General features: G+C 45.2%; 18 protein-coding genes, 1 tRNA gene and 1 riboswitch. Of the genes, 3 read left to right on the plus strand and 16 right to left on the minus strand.

Translation table 11 applies throughout. The annotated features are described in order from the left end of the window. Window positions 1-22 precede the first annotated feature (22 nt). The 9 genes from DESPCE1_RS0117680 to DESPCE1_RS0117720 all read right to left on the minus strand — a co-directional run bounded on the left by DESPCE1_RS0117680 (window position 23) and on the right by DESPCE1_RS0117720 (window position 8,491). Window positions 23-667, minus strand: a complete 645-nt coding sequence (locus DESPCE1_RS0117680) for a helix-turn-helix transcriptional regulator (RefSeq protein ID WP_014795366.1) — start codon at window positions 665-667, stop codon at window positions 23-25. A gap of 197 nt (window positions 668-864) precedes the next feature. After that, window positions 865-2,937, minus strand: a complete 2,073-nt coding sequence (gene glyS, locus DESPCE1_RS0117685; RefSeq protein ID WP_019851201.1) for a glycine--tRNA ligase subunit beta — start codon at window positions 2,935-2,937, stop codon at window positions 865-867. 1 nt (window position 2,938) lies between these two features. Beyond that, entirely contained in the window at window positions 2,939-3,829 is an 891-nt protein-coding gene (gene glyQ / locus DESPCE1_RS0117690) for a glycine--tRNA ligase subunit alpha (RefSeq protein WP_019851202.1), read from the minus strand. 374 nt (window positions 3,830-4,203) lie between these two features. Continuing rightward, window positions 4,204-4,509 carry a DUF2325 domain-containing protein gene (locus DESPCE1_RS0117695; RefSeq protein WP_014795369.1) on the minus strand — a complete coding sequence of 102 codons (306 nt, stop codon included), beginning with the start codon at window positions 4,507-4,509 and terminating at the stop codon, window positions 4,204-4,206. Further along, window positions 4,505-4,636, minus strand: a riboswitch (molybdenum cofactor riboswitch). (Overlaps the previous gene by 5 nt.) A gap of 110 nt (window positions 4,637-4,746) precedes the next feature. Then, complete coding sequence (locus DESPCE1_RS0117700) at window positions 4,747-5,265, minus strand: nucleoside-triphosphatase (protein ID WP_019851203.1); 519 nt, start codon at window positions 5,263-5,265, stop codon at window positions 4,747-4,749. Window positions 5,266-5,270: 5 nt separating this feature from the next. Then, window positions 5,271-5,969, minus strand: coding sequence for a class I SAM-dependent methyltransferase (locus tag DESPCE1_RS0117705; RefSeq protein ID WP_019851204.1), 699 nt, complete (start codon window positions 5,967-5,969; stop codon window positions 5,271-5,273). Between the two features lie 16 nt (window positions 5,970-5,985). Continuing rightward, window positions 5,986-6,741 (minus strand): DUF364 domain-containing protein, encoded by a 756-nt coding sequence (locus DESPCE1_RS0117710; protein ID WP_019851205.1) that lies wholly within the window; start codon window positions 6,739-6,741, stop codon window positions 5,986-5,988. A 35-nt stretch (window positions 6,742-6,776) separates the two neighbouring features. Next, complete coding sequence (locus DESPCE1_RS0117715; protein ID WP_014795373.1) at window positions 6,777-7,805, minus strand: ATP-binding cassette domain-containing protein; 1,029 nt, start codon at window positions 7,803-7,805, stop codon at window positions 6,777-6,779. Further along, window positions 7,802-8,491 carry a GTP-binding protein gene (locus tag DESPCE1_RS0117720; protein ID WP_019851206.1) on the minus strand — a complete coding sequence of 230 codons (690 nt, stop codon included), beginning with the start codon at window positions 8,489-8,491 and terminating at the stop codon, window positions 7,802-7,804. Before DESPCE1_RS0117720 ends, DESPCE1_RS0117715 begins: the two co-directional genes overlap by 4 nt. A 295-nt stretch (window positions 8,492-8,786) precedes the next feature. On the opposite strand from DESPCE1_RS0117720, the gene DESPCE1_RS0117725 reads away from it, so the two are divergent. The 3 genes from DESPCE1_RS0117725 to DESPCE1_RS0117735 are packed head-to-tail and all read left to right on the plus strand — an operon-like array spanning window position 8,787 to window position 11,749. After that, on the plus strand, window positions 8,787-9,800 hold the full coding sequence (locus DESPCE1_RS0117725; RefSeq protein ID WP_019851207.1) for an iron ABC transporter permease: 1,014 nt from the start codon (window positions 8,787-8,789) through the stop codon (window positions 9,798-9,800). Next, window positions 9,797-10,603: an ABC transporter ATP-binding protein gene (locus DESPCE1_RS0117730; RefSeq protein ID WP_019851208.1), complete on the plus strand. Its 807-nt coding sequence runs from the start codon at window positions 9,797-9,799 to the stop codon at window positions 10,601-10,603. Before DESPCE1_RS0117725 ends, DESPCE1_RS0117730 begins: the two co-directional genes overlap by 4 nt. Window positions 10,604-10,636: 33 nt before the next feature. Then, window positions 10,637-11,749, plus strand: a complete 1,113-nt coding sequence (locus DESPCE1_RS0117735; protein ID WP_014795377.1) for an ABC transporter substrate-binding protein — start codon at window positions 10,637-10,639, stop codon at window positions 11,747-11,749. A gap of 95 nt (window positions 11,750-11,844) precedes the next feature. Here DESPCE1_RS0117735 and selB read toward each other — a convergent pair whose 3' ends face one another. From selB to fdnG, 7 genes are all read right to left on the minus strand, one after another. Next, complete coding sequence (gene selB, locus DESPCE1_RS0117740) at window positions 11,845-13,776, minus strand: selenocysteine-specific translation elongation factor (protein ID WP_019851209.1); 1,932 nt, start codon at window positions 13,774-13,776, stop codon at window positions 11,845-11,847. Between the two features lie 4 nt (window positions 13,777-13,780). Continuing rightward, window positions 13,781-15,211: an L-seryl-tRNA(Sec) selenium transferase gene (gene selA, locus DESPCE1_RS0117745; RefSeq protein ID WP_019851210.1), complete on the minus strand. Its 1,431-nt coding sequence runs from the start codon at window positions 15,209-15,211 to the stop codon at window positions 13,781-13,783. A 120-nt stretch (window positions 15,212-15,331) separates the two neighbouring features. Beyond that, window positions 15,332-15,428 (minus strand) — tRNA-Sec (locus DESPCE1_RS23065). A 66-nt stretch (window positions 15,429-15,494) separates the two neighbouring features. Next, window positions 15,495-16,223: a formate dehydrogenase accessory protein FdhE gene (fdhE, locus tag DESPCE1_RS0117750; protein WP_014795380.1), complete on the minus strand. Its 729-nt coding sequence runs from the start codon at window positions 16,221-16,223 to the stop codon at window positions 15,495-15,497. Between the two features lie 113 nt (window positions 16,224-16,336). Next, complete coding sequence (locus DESPCE1_RS0117755) at window positions 16,337-17,020, minus strand: formate dehydrogenase subunit gamma (RefSeq protein ID WP_014795381.1); 684 nt, start codon at window positions 17,018-17,020, stop codon at window positions 16,337-16,339. Continuing rightward, window positions 17,020-17,835 (minus strand): 4Fe-4S dicluster domain-containing protein, encoded by an 816-nt coding sequence (locus DESPCE1_RS0117760; RefSeq protein ID WP_014795382.1) that lies wholly within the window; start codon window positions 17,833-17,835, stop codon window positions 17,020-17,022. Before DESPCE1_RS0117760 ends, DESPCE1_RS0117755 begins: the two co-directional genes overlap by 1 nt. 4 nt (window positions 17,836-17,839) lie before the next feature. Beyond that, the gene (gene fdnG / locus DESPCE1_RS0117765; RefSeq protein ID WP_014795383.1) at window positions 17,840-20,890 is read right to left on the minus strand and encodes a formate dehydrogenase-N subunit alpha; all 3,051 of its coding nucleotides are present in this window, start codon (window positions 20,888-20,890) and stop codon (window positions 17,840-17,842) included. Window positions 20,891-21,173: the final 283 nt, after the last annotated feature.

Below are 21,173 nucleotides of genomic sequence, written 5' to 3' on the forward strand. Positions count from 1 at the left end.
TTATTTAGGTCAAAAAGGAGCTTTATTGAGCACCTAATGACCCAATCTGTACAAATAATTTCGTGACGTTCGTCTTGGTAAAACGGCCGATGACTTCATAGCGCTCCTCGCCTTTTTCGTCTATAAAGGCTTCCACAACAGGCAATGTGTCAATCTGGTGCAGAGTTAACTTCCTCGCTGCTTCTAGTACCGGTTCATCCGCTGTGGTCATAATAATATTGGGCATCCGGGTCATAATGATACTCACGGGAACCTGTTGAAGATCAGTTTTACCTAAGGCAGACTTAAGCAAATCTTTCCGGGACACCATTCCTCTTAAAGTTTGGCCTTCCCCAACAACGGTTAGACTTCCTACATTCTGTGTAAACATCGTCACTATAGCATCATAAATACTGATGTTTTCCCGGATAGATATAGGAAGGGATTTGAAGTCTCCCACCCGAAGCTGGCGAAGTCGTTCCATATAGGGCGATGTTTTCTTTTTGTCTTTATAAAAATATCCCACCCTCGGTCGGGCTTCGAGAACACCTGCCATCGTTAAAATTGTCAGGTCAGGACGCAGGGTCGCTCGTGTCAAATCAAGCTTTGCAGCGATTTGTTCCCCGGTAATTGGGCTTGAATTCTTTACGATTTCTACAATTCTTGCTTGACGTTCCGTAAACTCCAACCCTTTTCACCTCTTCATCTCTCACTCGTGTAACCATATATTCGTTATACAGGTCGAATGTGACATACTAATTCACATAATACAGATAAATATTCCACACATTTTTTCTATTTCCTTCAACTTATATTATCCAATTGAAAAAAAAATAACGGCGCTCTGCTGGAATTATGCAAAAACGCCGAAGATGATTTATTCAATTAAGCTAAGAGGCTGAGATCCCCCAGGCAACCGAGAATGGTGACGCATTGGCTGAGGAGGGCTAAACGAGCTTGCTTGAGGGCTTCATCATCCACCATGATCATGACGGCGTTAAATAGTGCTTCAATCATAGGGATGAGTTCGGAGGCCAGAGCATAGGCTTGTTCATATTCACCTTTTTCAATCAGAGCGGCGAAGGCTTCCTTTCTCTGGGCGAGACCTGCAGCCAGGGCAATTTCTGTAGGATCGACAAGAGCCTTAGTATCCAAAGGCTGGGTTTGAGCCTTTTTGCTGAGGTTTAAGCAGCGAATATAGGCTTGGGAGTAGGGAACAAATCCCGCTGTTTCCCGTTTTTCTGCCAGAACTTGGACCTTCTTTGCCGCTCTTGTTATATGATTACTGCCATGAGCAAGGACAGCATCAAGAGTATCGTAGCGCACCCCTTGCTCCTGAAGAACAAAACGTAGCCGTTGTTGGAAGAAATCCTGCAGAGCGCTTTGAAGGTCGACCAAAGGGAGAAGATGTATTCCTTGATAAACAAAGCTCACATAAGAGGTAGTAATAAGCCGTTCCAATGGAATATCCCAACCTGCTTCCAGAATGATCCCTACTACCCCTTGAGCTTGGCGCCTCAAGGCATAGGGGTCCTGAGATCCTGTAGGCTGAATCCCGATTCCAAAGGCGCCCACGATAGCATCCAGCTTATCTGCCACACTGACGATTTGCCCGGTGTAGGATTTCGGCAATTCATCTCCGGCAAAACGCGGCTGATAATGTTCGAGAATCCCTGTGCAGATTTCAGGCTTTTCACCGCTGATGCGAGCATAATCCGCTCCCATGATACCCTGGAGCTCAGGGAAATCATAGACCATCAACGTTACCAGGTCCGCTTTGGCCAGAAGAGCGGTCCGTTCAGTCAAAGCTTGTTTTTCTTCTTCCATGCCTAATAGTGCTGCAATCTCCCTGGAAAGAGCACGAACCCGGTCGACCCGCTGGCGGACACTGCCTAATTTCTCATGGTAGGTGACCTTATCCAGCTTTTCGACTAACTCGGCAAGAGGTGTTTTTTGATCTTCACGATAATAGAAGGCTGCGTCTTCCAAGCGGGCTTTGAGAACTTTCTCATTCCCGGCCTTTACTTTCTCCAGGGCATAATCATCCCCATTGCGTACGGTAATGAAATAGGGAAGCAACTTCCCTTCCTTATCCCGGATGGGAAAATAGCGTTGATGTTCTTTCATAGGAGTGGTGATAACAGGCTCCGGAAGATGCATATAGTTCTGAGCCACTTCACCGAGCAGGGCGGTCGGATATTCAATGATATGGGTTACTTCATCTAAAAGATCTTCATCCTTTTCTACTTCTCCGCCTACTTTTTCGGCGAGGGCATGGATTTGTTCCAATACGGATTGACGACGCTGCTCCGGATCCGCCATAACAAAGGCTTGTTGCATTTTTTCCACATATTCTGCCGGGGTGTTCAGGGTTACAGCCCCCCCTAAAGTACGATGCCCCCGGGAGACTTTTCCGGATTCCAATCCCACAAACTCAAAGGGAATGACCTCACTCCCAAATAAAGCGACAATCCAACGGATCGGACGGGCAAAACGGAACTCCAGGTCGGCCCAGCGCATGGGCTTGGGAAAATGAAGTCCGGTGATCAGATCTGAGCAAAGCTTGGGGAGTAATTGAAAGGTGGGCCGGCCAATCTCAGATTTCCGGGCATAGACATAGGGCACTCCGTTTAATTCCAGTACAAAAAGATCCTTGGTTTCCACCCCTTGCCCACGGGCAAAGCCTTGAGCCGCTTTAGTGGGATTTCCTGCGGCATCATAAGCTGCCTTGACTGCAGGCCCTTTGACTTCTGCCGTAAAGTCTGTTTGTTTTTCGGCCAGGCCTTGAATAAGCACAGCAAAACGCCGGGGTGTAGTGTAGACCTTCAGATCTTGATAATCCAGGCGCAGCTCCTGACAATATTTCTGAACTTGCTCCCGAAGTTGGTTCCGCACACCGGGGGCGAATTTCGCCGGGATTTCTTCCGTACCGATCTCTAGCAGAAAATCTTTAGCCATCTTATTCGGCCTCCTTTCCAGATTGACCTTTGAGTAAGGGGTATCCTAATTTTTCACGTTGCTCGACGTAGGCATGAGCGCAAAGACGAGCTAAATTCCGCACCCTGGCAATATAGCCCGTCCGCTCCGTCACACTGATGGCCCCGCGAGCATCCAGGAGGTTGAAAGTGTGGGAGCATTTGAGGACATAATCGTAAGCAGGAAGAACCAGCCCTTTCTCTACGATCTGAACGGCTTCCTTCTCATACATATCAAACCAAGTTTGAAGGGCTTCCACATCGGCTGCCTCAAAATTGTAATGGGAATAATCGATTTCATTTTGAAGATAGATATCTCCATAGGTGATATCTCCCACATACTCAATATCATAAACACTCTCTTTGTTTTGAATAGTCATAGCTAAACGCTCAAGACCATAGGTAATCTCAGCGCAAACCGGTTTGCAGTCAATCCCCCCGCATTGTTGAAAGTAGGTGAACTGAGTGACTTCCATGCCATCCAGCCAGACTTCCCAACCTAACCCCCAAGCCCCAAGAGTAGGGGATTCCCAGTTATCTTCGACAAAGCGAATATCATGCTCCTTGGGGTTAATTCCCAAGCGTTCCAGACTTTGCAGATAGAGCTCTTGAATATTATCCGGTGAAGGTTTAATAATGACTTGGTATTGAAAATAATGCTGTAAACGGTTGGGATTTTCTCCATAGCGTCCATCTGTAGGACGACGGGAAGGCTCGATATAAGCCACTTTCCAGGGTTCAGGCCCTAAGGCACGCAAAAAAGTGTTGGGATTAAAGGTTCCGGCACCTTTTTCCATATCATAAGGCTGGGCAATGATGCATCCTTGCTCCCCCCAAAATTGGTTCAGGGAAAGAATCATGTCCTGAAATTTCATGATTAACCTCCTGTTTTAATTTTTTTGGATTTATTAAACTGAAGCCGCATTGGAAGCGCCCGAGGGTTGCAGATGAAGGACAAGCTGCCCCATAAAAGAGACATGGCAGCTAATATGTCAAAAAACTCTCGCCCCCGTAGCACTTCTGCTACAGGGACGAGAGTATTCTTCCCGCGGTTCCACCCTGTTTGATCTCATGGAAAGCCAAGAGATCCTCCTTCTTTAACACGCACTCCAAGTGCCCTGATTCGCTTACCCGTTTGGCTTCCACCTCTTCCAAACTCGCTTAAGGGATACACGGATCTTCCTCTCATCATCGCACGAAAAAATTTAATTTGGAAATAATTATAGTACGGCTTAATCGTTTTGTCAATCTATGCTGTATTGATCTCATTTTCTTTTTCAATCAAACTCAAAACTGAGGCAAGCCCCTTAGCTTGGGAGTAATATACTTTCTTATTACACTTTCTAGCTACATCTTTTGCATCCCACATGCTGAGATGGGAGCAAACCATTTGCACGATAATCACACAATCTGCGCCTTTTATGATGTTTTCCAACAGTTTTTTGTTGTTCCTTCTCGGCACACCATCATGGAAGCGCAATTCTATGTTATTTAACTTGCCTATGGATTTGCTATGTCTCTCGAAATTATATCCGCCTATAATCGCTATCTTCATTGGGAATCCACCTCCTTTTCAAACGTGAAGGCATATCCATTTCTGGGTATACCCGAGGGCGTATCGCCCTGGCCGACCAACCATGGATTACTCTTTAGGTCGCTTCGGCTCGGAGACAATTATAAACTTCTTCTCGATCAAAACTAACTAGAACAAACTACTCCATATTATGATTTATTATATATTGATTTTAGTCACGTCTCAATAGGCTTCAAATTATTGAAGAGATAGATTGAATTAAAAGTACCGAAGCAAATGTGAAGCTATGTATTCCGGCAAGGCATCTCGGTTTTCCTCGTTCACAGAAATCAGCTTTACGTTTTGATGATACCTTATCTGATCTGTCCAACCGTTGCTAGCCTGCTTTATCACACCAAGTATAGGAACAGAACCTACTATGGCCTCCAAAATTTCCTCTTGAAAGGCAAAAGCATTGCGTTCCAGACTGCCGCATTCATCCATCACAATGAGTTGAGCTTTGATTCTGGCTAAACGAATAAGCTCAGCACCATAACCATCGAACCGCTCCGTAAGGACTTGTGGAAGACCCTCTTCCCGAAAACGGACTATAACATTCTCTTCCTGATAAACCTGCTCTCCCGAAGCAGAAGTCATATAAAGCCGCTGGTTCGGAGAACCTCTGTCGGGGCCAAAGTAGGTTCTGAAACCGTCGTATGCTACATTGCAAATCCTCAGTGTTTTATCAATGATCGTACTTTTACCCACTTGAATCTCACCGGTCAAAAAGATGTGCATAGCCTTTATAGTTTCCCTTCAATTTCAAATACCCCTATGGGCTTTTGGCGCGGAAGATAGAGGGAAAATTCTCCTTTTCCTATTGCAACAAGGCGCTCTGTTATAAAATTCTCCAAATCATGAGGACTGATATTATGGGATTGGGTCCTAACAAAATTCCGGGCCTCTTCTTCAGACCGAAAGGGCTGGCCAAACTCAAAGACGGTTTCGGTGAGAGAATAGGGTATTCCTTTGCGGATTAATTCTTCCTCAACCTCTTTAGCCGTGTTTTTCTGGAATCTCCGATACTTTTCGGGATAGAGCTCAGCTTGACTCTTTCTACCCACCACCGCAATGAGCTTTTTGCAGTGTGACAAAAATTGTTCCAGCTCACGGCTGCCAAAGAAGCTGATGAAAATAACATCCCAGCACTCCTCAATGGAGTTGCAATCCATCGTTAAAGGGGTAATGTTGGTAAGATTTCTTGTCTGAATGCTTTTCTTAAGGGTCTCAATAGCATAAGGATGAATGTCTATGCAGGTAATGTGGTCAATATATCTGCTTAGTTCTAAATCGACCATCCCTATTCCACAGCCAATATCACATAAAGTAGAGTACTCTGCCAATTTAGGCCCCACCAACTCAGCGATATTCTTGAAAAAGCCGGTATGCCTTTCAGCATCTTCATACCATCTCACTGTATTTTCATTCCATTCGAAATTCATCCATGCCCCTCCCTGCTTATTTTTTTATCGTCACCTTCTGTCCCGTAGTATATATCTTCACTTTTTCAGCCCCGGCTACGATTCTAAAAGCCCGGGTATTATCTTTAATCATAAATCCCGAAAGTTCTTGAAGCCCATACTCAAAGAGTTTCGGTGCCAGAGGGGTCCCCGGCCCTACCAAAGTGGTTCGTTTTGCGTTTTTTGACAATTCAAGAAGCCTCGGCAACGTCTTATCCACTACAGAAGCACAAGTAATATAGACATAGTCACACTCCGGAAGAATAAATTCACTTGCCGGCATGGGATAATCCCCTTCCTCCGGACTCCACTCCAAAATAGAAAGATCGCAGATCGGCTCCAGAAGGCTTTCCAGATGGGGGAAATGCCCCACCACTCCTACCTTTTTGCCCTTCACTTCATTCTGAGACATAATAAATGGGTCATTCATGCGATCCTCAACTCTTTTGGCGTCCGAGAATACTACACCATTTTCTCTGGCCACTTGAGGATTATTGTAATAAGCGTTGATCGCCGCCAAACCAATAGAAGCTTCAATATAATTCCATGACTTAACACAAGCAGCTATCTCTCGCAGAGGAAGGCCTAATAAGTTTTGCGTAAGCATAGGCATTCTCGTTTCATAGAGACGATTGGGACCGAGCCCCCCACCATCCCCGCTGCGAATCATGGAATGGGTCGTTCCGCATATCAGCTCATCGACCAGGTAGTCCTCCGGAATCCCGTTAATCATGGCATCATAGATTTCCCACATAGTCTGCCTTCCTTTCACAATGGTCTCATCTTTTCTCAGTTAACAGTCCAAGCCGGCAACTCAGCAATATAATCTCCTGAACGCAAGCGGTTTCTTAATTCGCCCAAAACATTATCCAGTTTCTCTATGGTTTTGAGACTCTCCCTTTCTTCCTCCGTGGTATCGATGATTTTAGCGATTCCACCGTCTTTAATGACAATGCGTTTATCCGCACTCAAGGCTAAGAGGGGATCATGGGTGGATACTAAAATAACTTTTTCCCGGTTAGCCAAAAGGGTAATTGCCTGCTTCCTATCGATTCCTGCGTTTTCAATTTCGTCAATCAGTACAATGGGAGACTCGCTGATAAAAGCAGTATCAGCAATCATCAGCGCCCTTGACTGACCCCCACTGAGTTGAGTTACCTTTGTTTCCTCTGAAAACTTCTCCCCCGCCAGATCATTAGCACACTGAAAGCATCTCCGAATCACATCCTCCGCATGGGGTGTCATCCTGCTCTTCGCATGCATTACTAAAAACTCACGGACCGTTAAATCCATAACGAAGTTCATGTTCTGAGACAGCTGGGCCACCAGTTTCCCCTCCATCTCAAAGCGTTGAGAATCATCCAGCTCAGACCCATTGATCCGAATTATTCTGCCTGTAGGGGTATCCCCTTGAGCCAGGCATTCAATATCATTGAGCAGCCTGCTTTTTCCCGATCCGGTGGGACCCACAATACTGATAATTTCTCCGGGATAAATGGTGAGACTAATTGCTTCAGGTTCTTTTAATTTGTTGTATCCTCCGTGAATTGTCAATGATGAAATGGCCTCCCGGGCACTTCCCCTCAGTGAAAAGGTCTCGAGAAATTGGCAAAAGCTTTGCACGACTTCAAAAGATTCCAACCCGAATTCCACAAGAATTTCCTCATCTGCCTCCTGTAATGCTTCAAGCAAGGGGAGTTCTTTGGCAATACCGTCCAAACGCAGATTGACCAGAAAGTCAGCCCCAATAGGGTACTCCATCAGCACATCCCCCAGGCTTTTGCTGTGGACCAGTTGAACAAAATCATTACTTTTCATCGTTTTCCAAACTCCATTTTCTTCATCATTCCCATCTGATAGGATTCCCCGATCCTTGTCTCACCTGTGCAATAGGAACAGACTGCCGCTGGTGTCGTGAACCGTAATTTCATATCCCGTGTAGTTCCAATGTCCCGTGCCTGTTGCAGATGCTTGGAAAGTATAAACGCCCCTTGTCCAGTGATTCCATTAACAAATACAATCTGCGCCGTGGGATTAACCTGAGTAATATTGAAAGCAAAAACCTCCCGCTCTGCCTGAGAGACAATATCTCCTTTGGTTACCACCACAATATCTGCGTACTTCAGCATAGGCCCTATTTTGCGAGGGGTATTGATACCCGAAAGATTATCGATAACACAAACGGATAGGATACCCTTTATATATGGTGAACAACGGTTGCATAACCCTGCACTTTCCGTTATAAGCATCTCGAAACCCGATTGCATCCCCCATTGAACAGCATCTTCAATATTGCTGACAAAGAAATGATCCGGACAGATTTTTCCCGAAAAACCGATCTGCACGGGGATCCCTGCTTCTTCATAGCTCAAGTTATCAAAAGAAGTTAAACAGTCAAATTTTACGACTCCGATTCTCCCTTTTTCTTTCATAGACTCAACCAGCCTTAAGATGACCGAAGTCTTTCCCGAAGACGGGGGCCCTGCCACATTAATTAGTTTCACAGAATTACCTCCTCAATCATGGGCATAACCGTAATAAAAAGGTTGTAACCAACACGACCAAACACAACTAGATATCACCAAAGAGAAATATATATAAATGAATCTTGCTTATATTTTACAACTAACTAAATTCAATTTCTACCTTTTTCAATTTGTTTGTACAGGTTTAAGTCCATTTATATTCATTGACTTAAATTATTTATACTTGTATAATTTTACTAAACGCCGAAAACCCCCAATATTTAAATCAAATTATTAAACACTAAATCTTAGCATATTTAAAGGCGGTAAAGAAATGAAGCAAGCAGGACAAGGCATCTCTATCGTCATGGGTCTTGGTATGATTCTTCTGATTACTATACTTATCTCTTTTCAGCTTGGCCGTTACCCCATTCCGCCAAAGGAATTGTTTGGGATTCTATTTTCCAAGGTCTTTCCTATCGAACAATTTTGGGCCGACCGTCTGGAGATTGTATTAATAAACATTCGTTTACCCCGGATTCTTTTGGCTTGTTTAGTGGGGTGCTGTCTATCTGCTGCCGGCGCTGCCTATCAGGGCGTTTTCCAAAACCCTATGGCCTCTCCGGATATTCTGGGAGCCTCAGCAGGAGCAGCCTTTGGTGCTGCCCTAGCTATTCTTAATCATACAAGCAGCACCCTAATCGCCCTGAGTGCATTTTCTTTCAGCCTCCTTACGGTGGCCATAGTTTATTTTATCAGTAAGCGCGCCAAAGGAAAAAACATACTTGGCCTGATCTTGGCAGGAATTATGGTGAGCTCGCTTTTTTCGGCAGGTACATCTTTTATTAAGTTAGTCGCCGACCCCAATGATCAACTTCCGGCAATTACATATTGGCTTATGGGCAGCTTATCCGGGGCGAAATTGAGTGATATTACTTTTGCTATTATTCCTATGGCCATCGGATTAACTCCTTTGCTTCTCCTCCGCTGGCGGTTAAACATTCTTACCCTTGGTGATGATGAGGCTAAGACAATAGGAGTCAATGCCAAACAAATTCGCTTGCTTGTCATCATCTGTGCTACTTTTGTTACGGCGGCCAGCGTTTCTGTAAGCGGTATGATCGGTTGGGTAGGTTTGGTCATTCCCCATCTTACCAGAAAACTTGTGGGGAATAACTATACTATATTAATGCCTGCCTCTATGCTTTTGGGAGCAATCTTTCTCCTTATCGTCGACAACTTTTCCCGAAACCTTCTCACCACAGAAATTCCTCTGGGGATTCTTACCGCTTTTATCGGAGCTCCCTTCTTCATCTACCTTATCACCCGAAAGGGGGAGAGCTATTGAGTATCGAAGTATCCAACCTTAGTTTTGGCTATGATGAACAGCTCATCCTCAATGATATTAGTTTCTCAGCAGAGGACAATGAGCTGTTATCAATTTTAGGCCCAAATGGAGTAGGGAAAAGCACGCTTTTTCGCTGCATACTCGGTTTGCTTCATGGGTACAAGGGGCAGGTTTCTCTGAATAACCTGGATATAAAAAAAATGGGGATAAAGGAAATGGCAAGATATGTAGCCTATATCCCTCAATCTCATTACCCCTCATTTAATTACAGCGTGTTTGACATGGTGCTTATGGGAACTACCATACAGATATCCACCCTTTCCAAACCTGGAAAAAGACAAATTCAGCTTGCTGAGGCAGCTCTGGATAGGCTAGAAATCACCCATCTTAAACATAGAGGCTATACCCAGATAAGCGGCGGGGAAAGACAGCTTGTGCTCATTGCCCGTGCATTGGTCCAGGAAGCTAAAATACTTATTCTTGACGAACCGACTGCAAACTTGGATTTTGGTAATCAAATCCGGGTTCAAAACCAGATAAAGGCTCTGGCAAAGGACGGATACACTGTTGTTCAATCGACCCACAATCCCGATCAGACCTTTCTCTTTTCCGACAAGGTATTAGCTATGAAGGAAGGCAAAGTTCTCGCCTATGGACAACCTAATAAAATATATTCGGAAAACCTGATCAAAACCCTTTACGGGGTGGATGTAGAGATTCAAAGTTTCTATGAAGATCAGGTAAGGGTCTGTATTCCTAAGGGCATCGTTAAAACGGATCATCTCCGTGAGCACTGCTCTTAAACTATTTAAAAAAAGGAGGCATTACTTCACATTATGAGAAAAAAACTCATCTCAATGCTCTTGGCCATTTCACTTCTATTAACGTTTACCACCGCTTGCGGCACGAACGCAAACACCCCTAACAACAACCCATCTGTTCCTGCAACCTCAAATCCGGCAGAACTTCCCAAAGGTGAATTGATCAGCTTTACTGATTCTGCCGGACGGACTGTCGAAATTCCTGCCAACATTACCCGAGTTGCGGCCTCAGGCACCCTGGCTCAAATCGTGCTCTTTCCTTTAGCCGCCGACCAGTTTGTAGGCTTAGCCGGCAAGTGGGATCCTTCGGCCAAGCAATATCTGGACCCAAAATATTTCAACCTTCCTGTACTGGGGCAGTTTTATGGCAAAGGCGACCTTAACCTTGAAGAAATCGCTAAGGCCGATCCTCAGATCATTATCGACATCGGCGAATCCAAGTCAAGCATTGTCGAAGATATGGACAATATAATGAACCAAGTGGGGATTCCCACGGTCCATATCGAAGCCACAACAGAAACGATGCCCGAGGCCTACAGGACTTTAGGCAAGCTGCTCAATAAAGAGGCAGAGGCTGAAATTCTTGCCCAGTATTGTGAAGAAGTGTTTAAGGAAACTCAGGATATTATGGCCAAGGTTGGGGAAGAAGAAAAGGCCGATTTGGTCTATTGTGTCGGCGAAAATGGCCTGAATGTCCTGGCAAAGGGCTCTTTTCACGCTGAAATCCTCGATCAAGTAAGCAATAATGTAGCCGTTGTCGATGATATCTCCAGTAAAGGCGACGGCAACCCCGTGGATATGGAGCAAATCATCTTATGGGATCCTGATGTGATCGTTTTTGCGCCGAACAGTATATACAGTAAAGTGTCTGAGGATAAAACCTGGCAGGAATTAAAAGCCATTAAAAACGGCAAGTATTATCAGGTTCCACTGGGCCCCTATAATTGGATGGGTAATCCCCCTTCAGTCAATCGCTATATTGGCATGATTTGGATAACTCAGCTGCTCTATCCTGAACAAGCTCAATATGATCTTTACAAAGAAACAGCCAGATACTATAAACTTTTCTATCATTGTGACCTGACCGAAGAGCAATACAAAGCTCTTGTGACAAATTCAGTCATATAGTTTTATAGAATTAAAAGACTTCGAGGAGAACATCTCTTCGAAGTCTTTTGAATCTCATGAGCCCCAGCTCATAATTCCTAAGAAAATAGATCAGGCTAAACTGAAAGCTCTCCTAAGAAGTCATGATAATGAATTCCCGGTATACGCTGATCTTCTTTTCTTAGTGTAATTTTAACACTATCGAAATACTCCAAATAAGCAATGACGGCTTTTCTGCCAATATTCAATGAATCCCTGACTTCGATCACACTGACGCTCCCTTTGACATCCATTAAGGAGCGAACGGTTTGGTAGACCTTTTGGAAGGCCTCTTTATGGACAAAGATTCCTTGCCCCAGATCAAAAAGTCTACCTGATTTTTGCAGGAATTTCACTATTTCCTCAATGTCGCCTATTTTTATACTACCATCTTTTGAAACCTGCAGAATACTTCCGGCATTAATGCCATAGTTCAAAAACGTCGTTTCAATCAGGGCTACTTCCTTTGATGCCCGGATTCTTGCCAAGGCTTTTCCGTCAAGTTCAGACAGATAATTTCCATCCGTGAGCAAACGATGATTGAAAACAAAATAATTTAGCAATGCGGCAAAATCTTTGGGATCTATCCCGGAAAAAGCTCCGCTTTTTAGTTCTTCCTTATCGATTTGATAGCGATAGGGATATTTTTGATACATTTTCCTAAATGCAGATGTTATTTTATTGAAGTATTTTTCATATTGGTTAAGGCTTAAATATTTATGAGTTTCTTTTAATATAATTAATTTTCCCGATACAACTTCCCTATCCAGGGTTTCCTGTAATTTAATCCGATCTGTATTCAGCCCTCGCCATAGCTCCTCTGAGCTGAGAGGTTTTTCCGAGGAATTTAATACTAAGGAGATTAACTCTTCCAAGGTGCCATTTTCACCGATGGCCATGGCATTCATGCTTTCTTGGGAAAACCGCTGTCTGTTCTTCGTGGCATGATACAAGATCCAGCCACCACCAATGGTAACTGCCGGTGAATAACTGCGGATAATAAACCGATCTTTACGCAGTACGACTACCGGTTCTTCGAAACGCAGCTGACCATAGCCTTTGCTCCCCTCAGCGATTTCATCCGTTCCCAAGAGTCTGACCCTGGCCAGAACCTCCTTGGTTCCCGTGTGAACATGGACCCTTTGATTATGTACCAAACTACCTTTGCCTTTAACAATATAAATCAGAGCGTCCGCAATCCAGATCGGGTTCAGTGTTCCTTCACGGGCAATGGTGTCGCCTCGCTGGATTTCTGATTTTTCGATCCCGGTGAGATTCAGGGCACACCGATCTCCGGCGATCGCTTCATCCACACCGCTATTATGGACTTGAATTCCCTTGACCCTTGCGGTGAATCCTGAAGGATAGACTGCCAGAGTCTCTCCTTTGTTGACAATTCCGCTGGTTATCGTTCCAGTTACGACAGTCCCATGACCTGCCATAGAAAATATCCTGTCAATAGGCAGCCGAAATAGTTCTTGACCTTCTTTTACCTGTACCTTAAGAGCGAGCTGATCCAAGGTTTCCATCAGTTGAGGAATCCCTTCGCCGGTTACGGAGGATACATGGACAATAGGGCTTTCTTCCAGAGTTGTCCCCTGCAGTGTGTTTTGAATATCTTCAAGGATCATTTCCAACCACTCATCGTCGACAAGATCCGTTTTTGTTAAGGCGATAACACCGGTCTTAACATTGAGCAGGTTTAAAATATCAAGATGTTCCTTAGTTTGTGGCATAATTCCCTCATCAGCAGCAATGACCAGCATGACGAGATCGATACCCGTAGCACCAGCCACCATCGTCTTCACGAATTTCTCATGCCCAGGAACATCAATAATGGAGACATTCTGGCCTGAGGGCAAAGTCAATGAGGCAAAGCCCAGTTCAATGGTCATGCCCCGGCGTTTCTCTTCATCGAGACGATCTGTATCAATACCGGTCAGTTTTCTCACTAAGGATGTTTTGCCGTGGTCGATATGCCCAGCAGTTCCTAATACAATCTTTTTCATTGATTCACCCCACGATGCTCTGCAAGGTTTGCGTAATAAGGGGAAATTCCTTTTCTGATATCGTTCGAACATTCAGCAGGACTTTGTCCTTAATAATCCTGCAAATAATCGGGGTCGACCCTTTTCTGAGAAGATCCTGCAGCTGGTTTGCAGATAAATCGTCAATTGTTAAGGATACCGCCTTGCCTTTTAACAGGACATCCGGCAAAGAACCGCCCCCTGCTTCATCATAAACATCTACGATATCCGTTTGGCATCGCTCATTCAGCGCAGCATGGAGCTGTCGCTCCAACTCCTGTGCTCTGAGCAGTAACTCTTCTTCTTTTAATGCCAGCATGTTTAAAGCCGGGATCTGCTCAATCGCTTTTTCAGGATTCATATAGAGTCTCAGCACCTCAGCCAAGGCCGCGATGGAACTTTTATCGCAGCGGACAATGCGGGCAAAAGGATTCTTCTTAATTTTATCAATCAATGCCTTTTTGCCGGCAATGACACCAATCTGAGGACCGCCCAGCAATTTATCCCCGCTAAACGTGACGAGATCCACGCCGCCGGCGATGACTTCCTGCACGGTCGGTTCATGATGCAGTCCGATTTTGGTCAGATCATAAAGGCAGCCGCTGCCCAAATCCTCCAACACCAGTACATTTTTTTCTCTGCCCAACTGTACTAAATCCTGAAGAGGAACTTCTTCAGTGAAGCCGGAGATTTTATAATTGCTGGTGTGAACTTTTAACAATACAGCCGTATTTTCGGAAACAGCCTCGGCATAATCATGCACTTTTGTTTTGTTCGTTGTGCCAACTTCGATCATGGCACAGCCGCTGGAGGCGATAATATCCGGTATGCGGAAGCTTCCGCCGATTTCCACCAGTTGGCCTCTGGAAATAATGACTTCCCGCCGGCTTGCCAAGGTATGGAGACTTATAAATACTGCAGCAGCATTATTGTTGACTACCATAGCACTTTCAGCGCCGGTTAAACGGGTAATCAGGGACTCAATATGTGCGTGACGGGAGCCTCTGCTGCCGCTTTCAAGATCGAACTCCAGGTTGCTGTAACCTTCATTGACTTCTTGAATTAAGCCAATAGCGGAACCAGGCAGGGGGGCTCTGCCCAAATTGGTATGAAGCACAATTCCTGTGGCATTAATCAACTTTTGTAAGCCTGTGTTTCTCTGTTCGCTGAGCTTTTCTTTGAGCTTCTGAATCAAATATGATGTGAGTTCCTGCCGAGGTAGAAGAGACATGGATGTCATGAAGAATTTGTCCTCAAGCAACTGTTTTCGATAGTCGTCGATTACCTGCTTTAGTGTTTCGCTGAGCACGGTTTTTCCAATCCTGTCCGTCAAAGCCGCAACTTCAAGGTCATCTAGGATTTCATTCATGGGAGCGATGGTTCTCAGCGCCTTTAATAATTCTAAATCATTCTCCAAAAACAGTGCCTCCTCATAGGAAAGGGACATGAATTGAGCAGAAAGCACACTGCATTTATCATGTCCGCAAATCGCAACTATAGTATTCCGGGCTATTTATCTATTCTTGGTTAAATTACATGGCGGGAATGTGTAGGAGTCGAACCTACCTCGGCCGGATCACCCACCCGACAACGGATTTGAAGTCCGCGGAACCCACCGGGATCCATCCATTCCCATACTGTATTATATATCATACATGGTATGATTTTCAAATAGGCAATTTAAATTCTTATAAATCTTTCTAATTCCATCCATTCTGTCCGGCAAGCCATTTTTCAGCAGCATAGTTGAGAGGCATCGTCCGTATATCCTCCCAGACCAGATCTTCGACACTTAATTCTCTCAGATCCACCTGTTTGAAATACGAGCCGCAGTCAGAACAGACGGCCACCTCAATCCCAGGATACTGTTCGGATTTAAGGTATGTCTGTTTTTTGGCCTCCATGCTGCCGCAGCATGCACAGCCGGAAGCATTAACAGGTCTCTGATAACCACAGACGAGGCATTGCTGGTAGCGCTTCCCTACAGGCGGAGCCAAAAGGGTCATAAAATGTTTTTCTCCGCAGACCGGACAGGTTCCAAAGGGTTGATTCGCTTCTCCGGGGTTCGGAACTAAGTGTTGGCAGATCATCCGGGCAACACCTGCCAGGGCTAGTTGCAATCGGGCAGCAGCTGGATTAACCAGCGGCTCGCCATTCTTAAATTTATCCAGGAGGATGCGCAAGTCAGCTTTTTCCTGTGGTTCGTCTGCAACTCGATTGAGTCTTTGCCACAAATCGATGATGCTTTCTTCGGGCAAACTATCCAAAGTAAAAAACGGCGAGGCAGAGGCAAGCTGGAACTCAGCCACTGCTCCGGGAGCCTGCTCTCGCTGCCAAAGCTTTATTTCCGCCTGTAATTTCAGATAGTTGTCTTTTACTGCAGCCAAATGCTGTTCTTCCAATTCAGTATTCAGATTATTTGTCTGCACAATTTCTCCTCCTAAAGGAAGTCTGTTGCAAACCCTTAACCCAAAACCAGGAATCAGGTTTACAACAGACTAGAATCATTAATTTCAATAATTGGAATTATAGTTTGACCGGTCTATTTTCCGGCTTTTTCTTGTTTTTGAATTTCCTCATACCAAGCGCCATGATGGGACTTAGCAAAACCTTTGGGTACATAACCCTTAAGCATACCCTGCAAAGCAACCCGTGATTCCGGGTGCAACAAGGCAAGATAGAGATGCCCAATTAAAGCAGTAGTCATAAAAATCATGGCCAGGTCATGAACAGGATAGGCTATACGCACCAGAGAAATGGGGAAGAACTGGGGGAACCACATAATAAACCCGCTTATGGCAATAAAGATGGATCCGAAAATTGTAAATAGAGAATTGATTTTTTCGCCGCCATTATACTTTGCCTGGGGCGGGTAATTACCATGCCCGCCGAAGAATTCAGTTGCAAAAGCCTTTACGTGCATGACATCGGCCTTAGTCCAGGTAAAGACGGAACGAATCCATTGCCAGTGATGTTTCGTGTCACCGATAAAGAACTTCAGCCCTACAACGACCACAAAGATTACGGCAACGACGCGATGAATCATGCGTGCGTTTTCGATACCTCCAACAATTGCCATAACCGGCCGAAACGTCACAGACAGAACGGCTAAACCTGTAAAGAGAAGAATCAGGAAGGAAGACGCGTGAACCCAGTGACTGAATCGCTCCCCCCCGGTGAATCTCAGAACTTTTCCCTCAGGGACTTGTTTGGAGTTTTGTGCCATTATAGTGCCCCTCCTTTCCCGTGGCGGTCATCATCTGCAAAATGTTCTTTGCTGTAATTGCCTTTAGCCACATTGACCAAAGTTCCAACAAGAACGGCTGCAGCTGCACCTCCGCAAGCAATCGCACCCAATGGGCGGGCGATATCTTTCCAAAGGGTCAGGGTAAAGGGAACCGTAGGATTTACCGGCAAGCCATAGGACTCCGGACTATCCAGGAGAATATATTTGTAAAGCGTTCCTCCTACGATATCCTTGCCATAGATATTAGCCTTGGGATAATTCTGCTTTAACTCAGCCAAACGCTGTTCAGCCTTTTGCATCATCTCGGCATCATCCCCAAAAGTAAGGGTTCCCGGCTGGCAAATGGCAACGCAGGCAGGCTCAAGGCCATTTTCTACACGTTCCCAACAACCGGTACATTTCGAAGCTTTTTGCGTCGCCTGGTCCACTCTGGGAATGTCGAAGGGGCAGTTGGTCACACAGTATCCACAGCCGATGCATTTGTCCTTGTCAATGACCGTAAATCCGGTCTCTGTTTTGGATATAGCTTCAGAAGAACATGCCTTCAAACAGGCTGCATCGGCACAATGGAAACATTGAGCTTTACGCATCATCCAAAGCATTTTATTGTTTTCGTACTTTTCATCGAAGGCAATATAGGTGTAAGTGTTATAATCAAAATCTTTGGTTGACTGATAACTTTTAACCAGTGATGTTTTAACAGCCGGCAGCTCATTCCATTCCTTGCAGGCCGCGGAACAGGCTTTACAGCCCGTACACTTAGAGGTGTCGACTAAAATCATTTTTTTACTCATTTGTCTACGCCCTCCTTATGTTGACCAGACAGCACTTATATTCCGGTGTGCCTGCAGTAGGATCGATGGCGCCAATGGTCAGGTTGTTGGCACTTGGTCCAGGACTAAGTGTCGCAAAACCCCAACTCCAAGGCATACCAATGGTTTCGGAATCCTGGCCGTTGATCTTTAAGGTCTGAATTCTGTCCGTTACCAGAGCAACAACTTGGACTTTACCCCGGGCAGAAGAAACTTCTACCATGTCCCCTTCTTTAACCCCAATCTTTTGGGCCAGATTTTTGCTGATCTCTGCGAAAGGTTGTGGCATCAGCTCGTTGAGCATCGGAATATTTCTAGTGATCCCGCCGGCGCAGAAATGTTCAACTAAGGCGTAGGTTGTCAAAACATAGGGGTAATCCTCTTTGGTTCCATGGTTCGTGACACCGGGAAGGAAGTTCGGGATCGGCACTGTGGGATTAGAGCTTACCTCCGGATGAAGAACATTGACCGTCGGACTTTCCACCGGCTCATAGAACTCCGGCAACGGACCATCGTTACATTGACCGGCTGGTCTGACACCAATGTGCGGCAAACCATCCACAGAGGGTGTGGCAGGAATTCCACTGAAATATTTCGCAGTGAATAAGCGGCCTATTCCTTCTGGATTCATGCGAAAAACCTGTTTTCCTTCCGGGGTATCCGGCCCTTTGGTTTTGTCAGGTACATCAGGACCGTCATGGCCTTCCCAGGAATTCTTGGCGGAATCCCACCAAATCAGCTTGAGATTCTCATCAAGGGGTTGACCATTCATATCGCAGGAAGCACGGTTATAGAGGATTCGGATGTTACCCGGCCAGGAGAAACTCCAGTTGCGGTATAATCCGAGCCCGGAAGGATCGCTGTTATCACGACGGGCAGCAAGATTGCCGTTACCTGTAACACCTGCATAAATCCAGCAGCCTGATGAGACTGATCCGATGGGAGCTTTTAAATAATCAGCCAAAGTAGGCAGCACTTTACCGGTTGTTTCATCATAACCACTGATTTCCTGGAGAACTTTCAATGGATCCGCTTCATGACCATAGTCCCAACGAGCCTTGAGAATGGGTTCATCTTTAGGATCGGTACTGCCGGCATAGAGCTCCTTGAGTTTGTGGTAGATATGGTCCAGTATATCCAAGTCGGGTTTAGCTTCGCCAGGAGGCTTCAGAGCCGCATCCTTCCACTGGATCCAGCGACCGGAGTTGGATAAAGTACCCCCTTTTTCATAAACAAAAGCTGCCGGAAGGAGTATGACTTCTGTATTGATTTTAGCAGGATCGACTAAAAGCTCACCTGTTGTCGGATCCTTTTCACGCCAGAATTGGGCGGTTTCAATCTCGTAAACATCCGCCACAACCAGCATATCCAGCTTAGCCAAACCCTCACGGACGATTTGCCGGTTAGGGATGGATACCATGGAGTTCGAGCCAAAATTAAGCAGCATCTTAAACTGTCCGCCATTGATAGCCTCCCAAAGTTTCACCATGCTGTAATTCTTGCCCGAGTTGTACTTAGGCAGATAATTAAAGCAATAATCATTTTCTTTGGTAGCATTTTCACCAAACCAAGCTTTGAGTTGAGAGACAATATGCCTTTCAAAAGCCGATCCGTTGCGAACCAGATAACTGCGCAGATCTTTATCCGTATGAACTGGAGCCCCCAGATAACCCGGCAGGTTATTAAAGAGATTGGCCATATCGGTAGAGCCTTGAACATTGGGCTCACCACGCAAGGCTTGGATGCCGCTGCCCGCTTTACCTACGTTACCCAAAAGCAACTGGATGATCGCGTAGCTGCGGATTCCCTGAACACCGGTGGTGTGTTGGGTCATGCCCAGTGCATAAAGAATACTACCCGGTCTGGTATTGCAGAAGGTATCAGCGATTTCTTTAATTTTTTCAGCAGGTATACCGCTGATATCAGCTCCTACTTCCAGAGTATAACGAGAAAAATGCTCTTTAAGTTTGCCAAATACGCAATCAGGATCATCCAGACTTTCGGCTATCACCGGTTTATTTTCAGCATTGAGCTCATAAGCCCAGCTATCAAAATTGTACTTTTTGGTCTCGGGATCAAATCCGGAAAACAGTCCATCGGCAAATTTAAAGTCTTTGCTGATCTTGTACAGCGCATTGGTATGGTTGAGTACATAGTCTTCATCATAGAGTTTGTTCTCTAAAATATAATTGATAATTGCATTTAAATAAGCAATATCTGCTCCGGGACGAACCTGGGCAAAAATATCTGCTTGTGAGGCGGTACGGGTAAACCGTGGATCCACCACGATCACCTTGGCGCCGTTTTCTTTTGCCTTATTGATCCAACGCATGGCTATGGGATGGTTCTCTGCACAGTTGCTGCCCGCAATCAGGAAGCATTTCGTGTTTTGCATATCCGTCCATGAGTTGGTCATAGCTCCGCGGCCAAATGAAGGTGACAAACTTGCCACCGTGGGAGCGTGTCATATCCGAGCCTGGTGTTCGTTATAGGGTGTTCCGATGAGCTCGGACAGCTTCTTGATCAGGTAAGACTCTTCATTATCCACTTCCGCTGAGCCTAAAACGGCAATGCCCTCGGCGCGATTTACGGCATAAGTCGTACCGCCGATTTCTTCCGTAGCCATCCAGGTCGTGTCACGAACTTCTTTGATCTTTGAGGCAATCTTATTAATCGCGTCATCCCAGGAAATTTCCTGCCAATCGTTGGTTCCAGGAGCTCTGTATCTCGGCTTTGTGACCCGGTCCGTCGCGTTGGCGACATGACCCAGACTGGCACCTTTCGGGCACAGGGTACCGGAGTTCACCGGATTATCTGGGTCTCCATCCAGATAAACGAGCTTCTCATCTTTAATATGAAGCAGCAAGCCGCATCCGCCGGAACAGAAATGGCAGATGCTTGGAATTTTTGTAGTTCCTTCAATTCTAAGGCTGAATCCCTGGGCTTGCGCGATCTGTGGATCAAATCCAAGACCGGAAGCCAAAGCAAATAGAGATGCCCCAGAAAGCTTAAGGAACCCACGACGAGTTACTTCCATTTACTCTCCCCCTCTTATTATTACAATTGTTCCGGCTTTTGCCGAAACAAAAAATTACGTAAGACCCTACTTTAGCTGTATATTAATTTCTCTCACTAAGGTAGAATCTTTATCGCTAAAAAAGAAAGCTTTATGTGAATTTTTAAACATCACTCCTGTGAAAATTTAGATTTATTTTTAATAACGAAAAAATATATTTTCTATTCTGCCATAGCATTTGTGAATTGTCAAATAATTTAGACAATAAAGAAAGTGAGAACTTTCAGTAACTCTTCTGTTTCTT

Source organism: Desulfitobacterium sp. PCE1 (genome assembly GCF_000384015.1).
Classification (GTDB): Bacteria; Bacillota; Desulfitobacteriia; order Desulfitobacteriales; family Desulfitobacteriaceae; genus Desulfitobacterium; species Desulfitobacterium dehalogenans.

Coding starts and splice junctions, on each gene's coding strand:
- glyS (WP_019851201.1), bottom strand. CDS start 2,937: ATGGCTAAAGATTTTCTGCTAGAGATCGGTACGGAAGAAATCCCGGCG.
- glyQ (WP_019851202.1), bottom strand. CDS start 3,829: ATGAAATTTCAGGACATGATTCTTTCCCTGAACCAATTTTGGGGGGAG.
- DESPCE1_RS0117695 (WP_014795369.1), bottom strand. CDS start 4,509: ATGAAGATAGCGATTATAGGCGGATATAATTTCGAGAGACATAGCAAA.
- DESPCE1_RS0117700 (WP_019851203.1), bottom strand. CDS start 5,265: ATGCACATCTTTTTGACCGGTGAGATTCAAGTGGGTAAAAGTACGATC.
- DESPCE1_RS0117705 (WP_019851204.1), bottom strand. CDS start 5,969: ATGAATTTCGAATGGAATGAAAATACAGTGAGATGGTATGAAGATGCT.
- DESPCE1_RS0117710 (WP_019851205.1), bottom strand. CDS start 6,741: ATGTGGGAAATCTATGATGCCATGATTAACGGGATTCCGGAGGACTAC.
- DESPCE1_RS0117715 (WP_014795373.1), bottom strand. CDS start 7,805: ATGAAAAGTAATGATTTTGTTCAACTGGTCCACAGCAAAAGCCTGGGG.
- DESPCE1_RS0117725 (WP_019851207.1), top strand. CDS start 8,787: ATGAAGCAAGCAGGACAAGGCATCTCTATCGTCATGGGTCTTGGTATG.
- DESPCE1_RS0117735 (WP_014795377.1), top strand. CDS start 10,637: ATGAGAAAAAAACTCATCTCAATGCTCTTGGCCATTTCACTTCTATTA.
- selB (WP_019851209.1), bottom strand. CDS start 13,776: ATGAAAAAGATTGTATTAGGAACTGCTGGGCATATCGACCACGGCAAA.
- DESPCE1_RS0117755 (WP_014795381.1), bottom strand. CDS start 17,020: ATGGCACAAAACTCCAAACAAGTCCCTGAGGGAAAAGTTCTGAGATTC.
- DESPCE1_RS0117760 (WP_014795382.1), bottom strand. CDS start 17,835: ATGAGTAAAAAAATGATTTTAGTCGACACCTCTAAGTGTACGGGCTGT.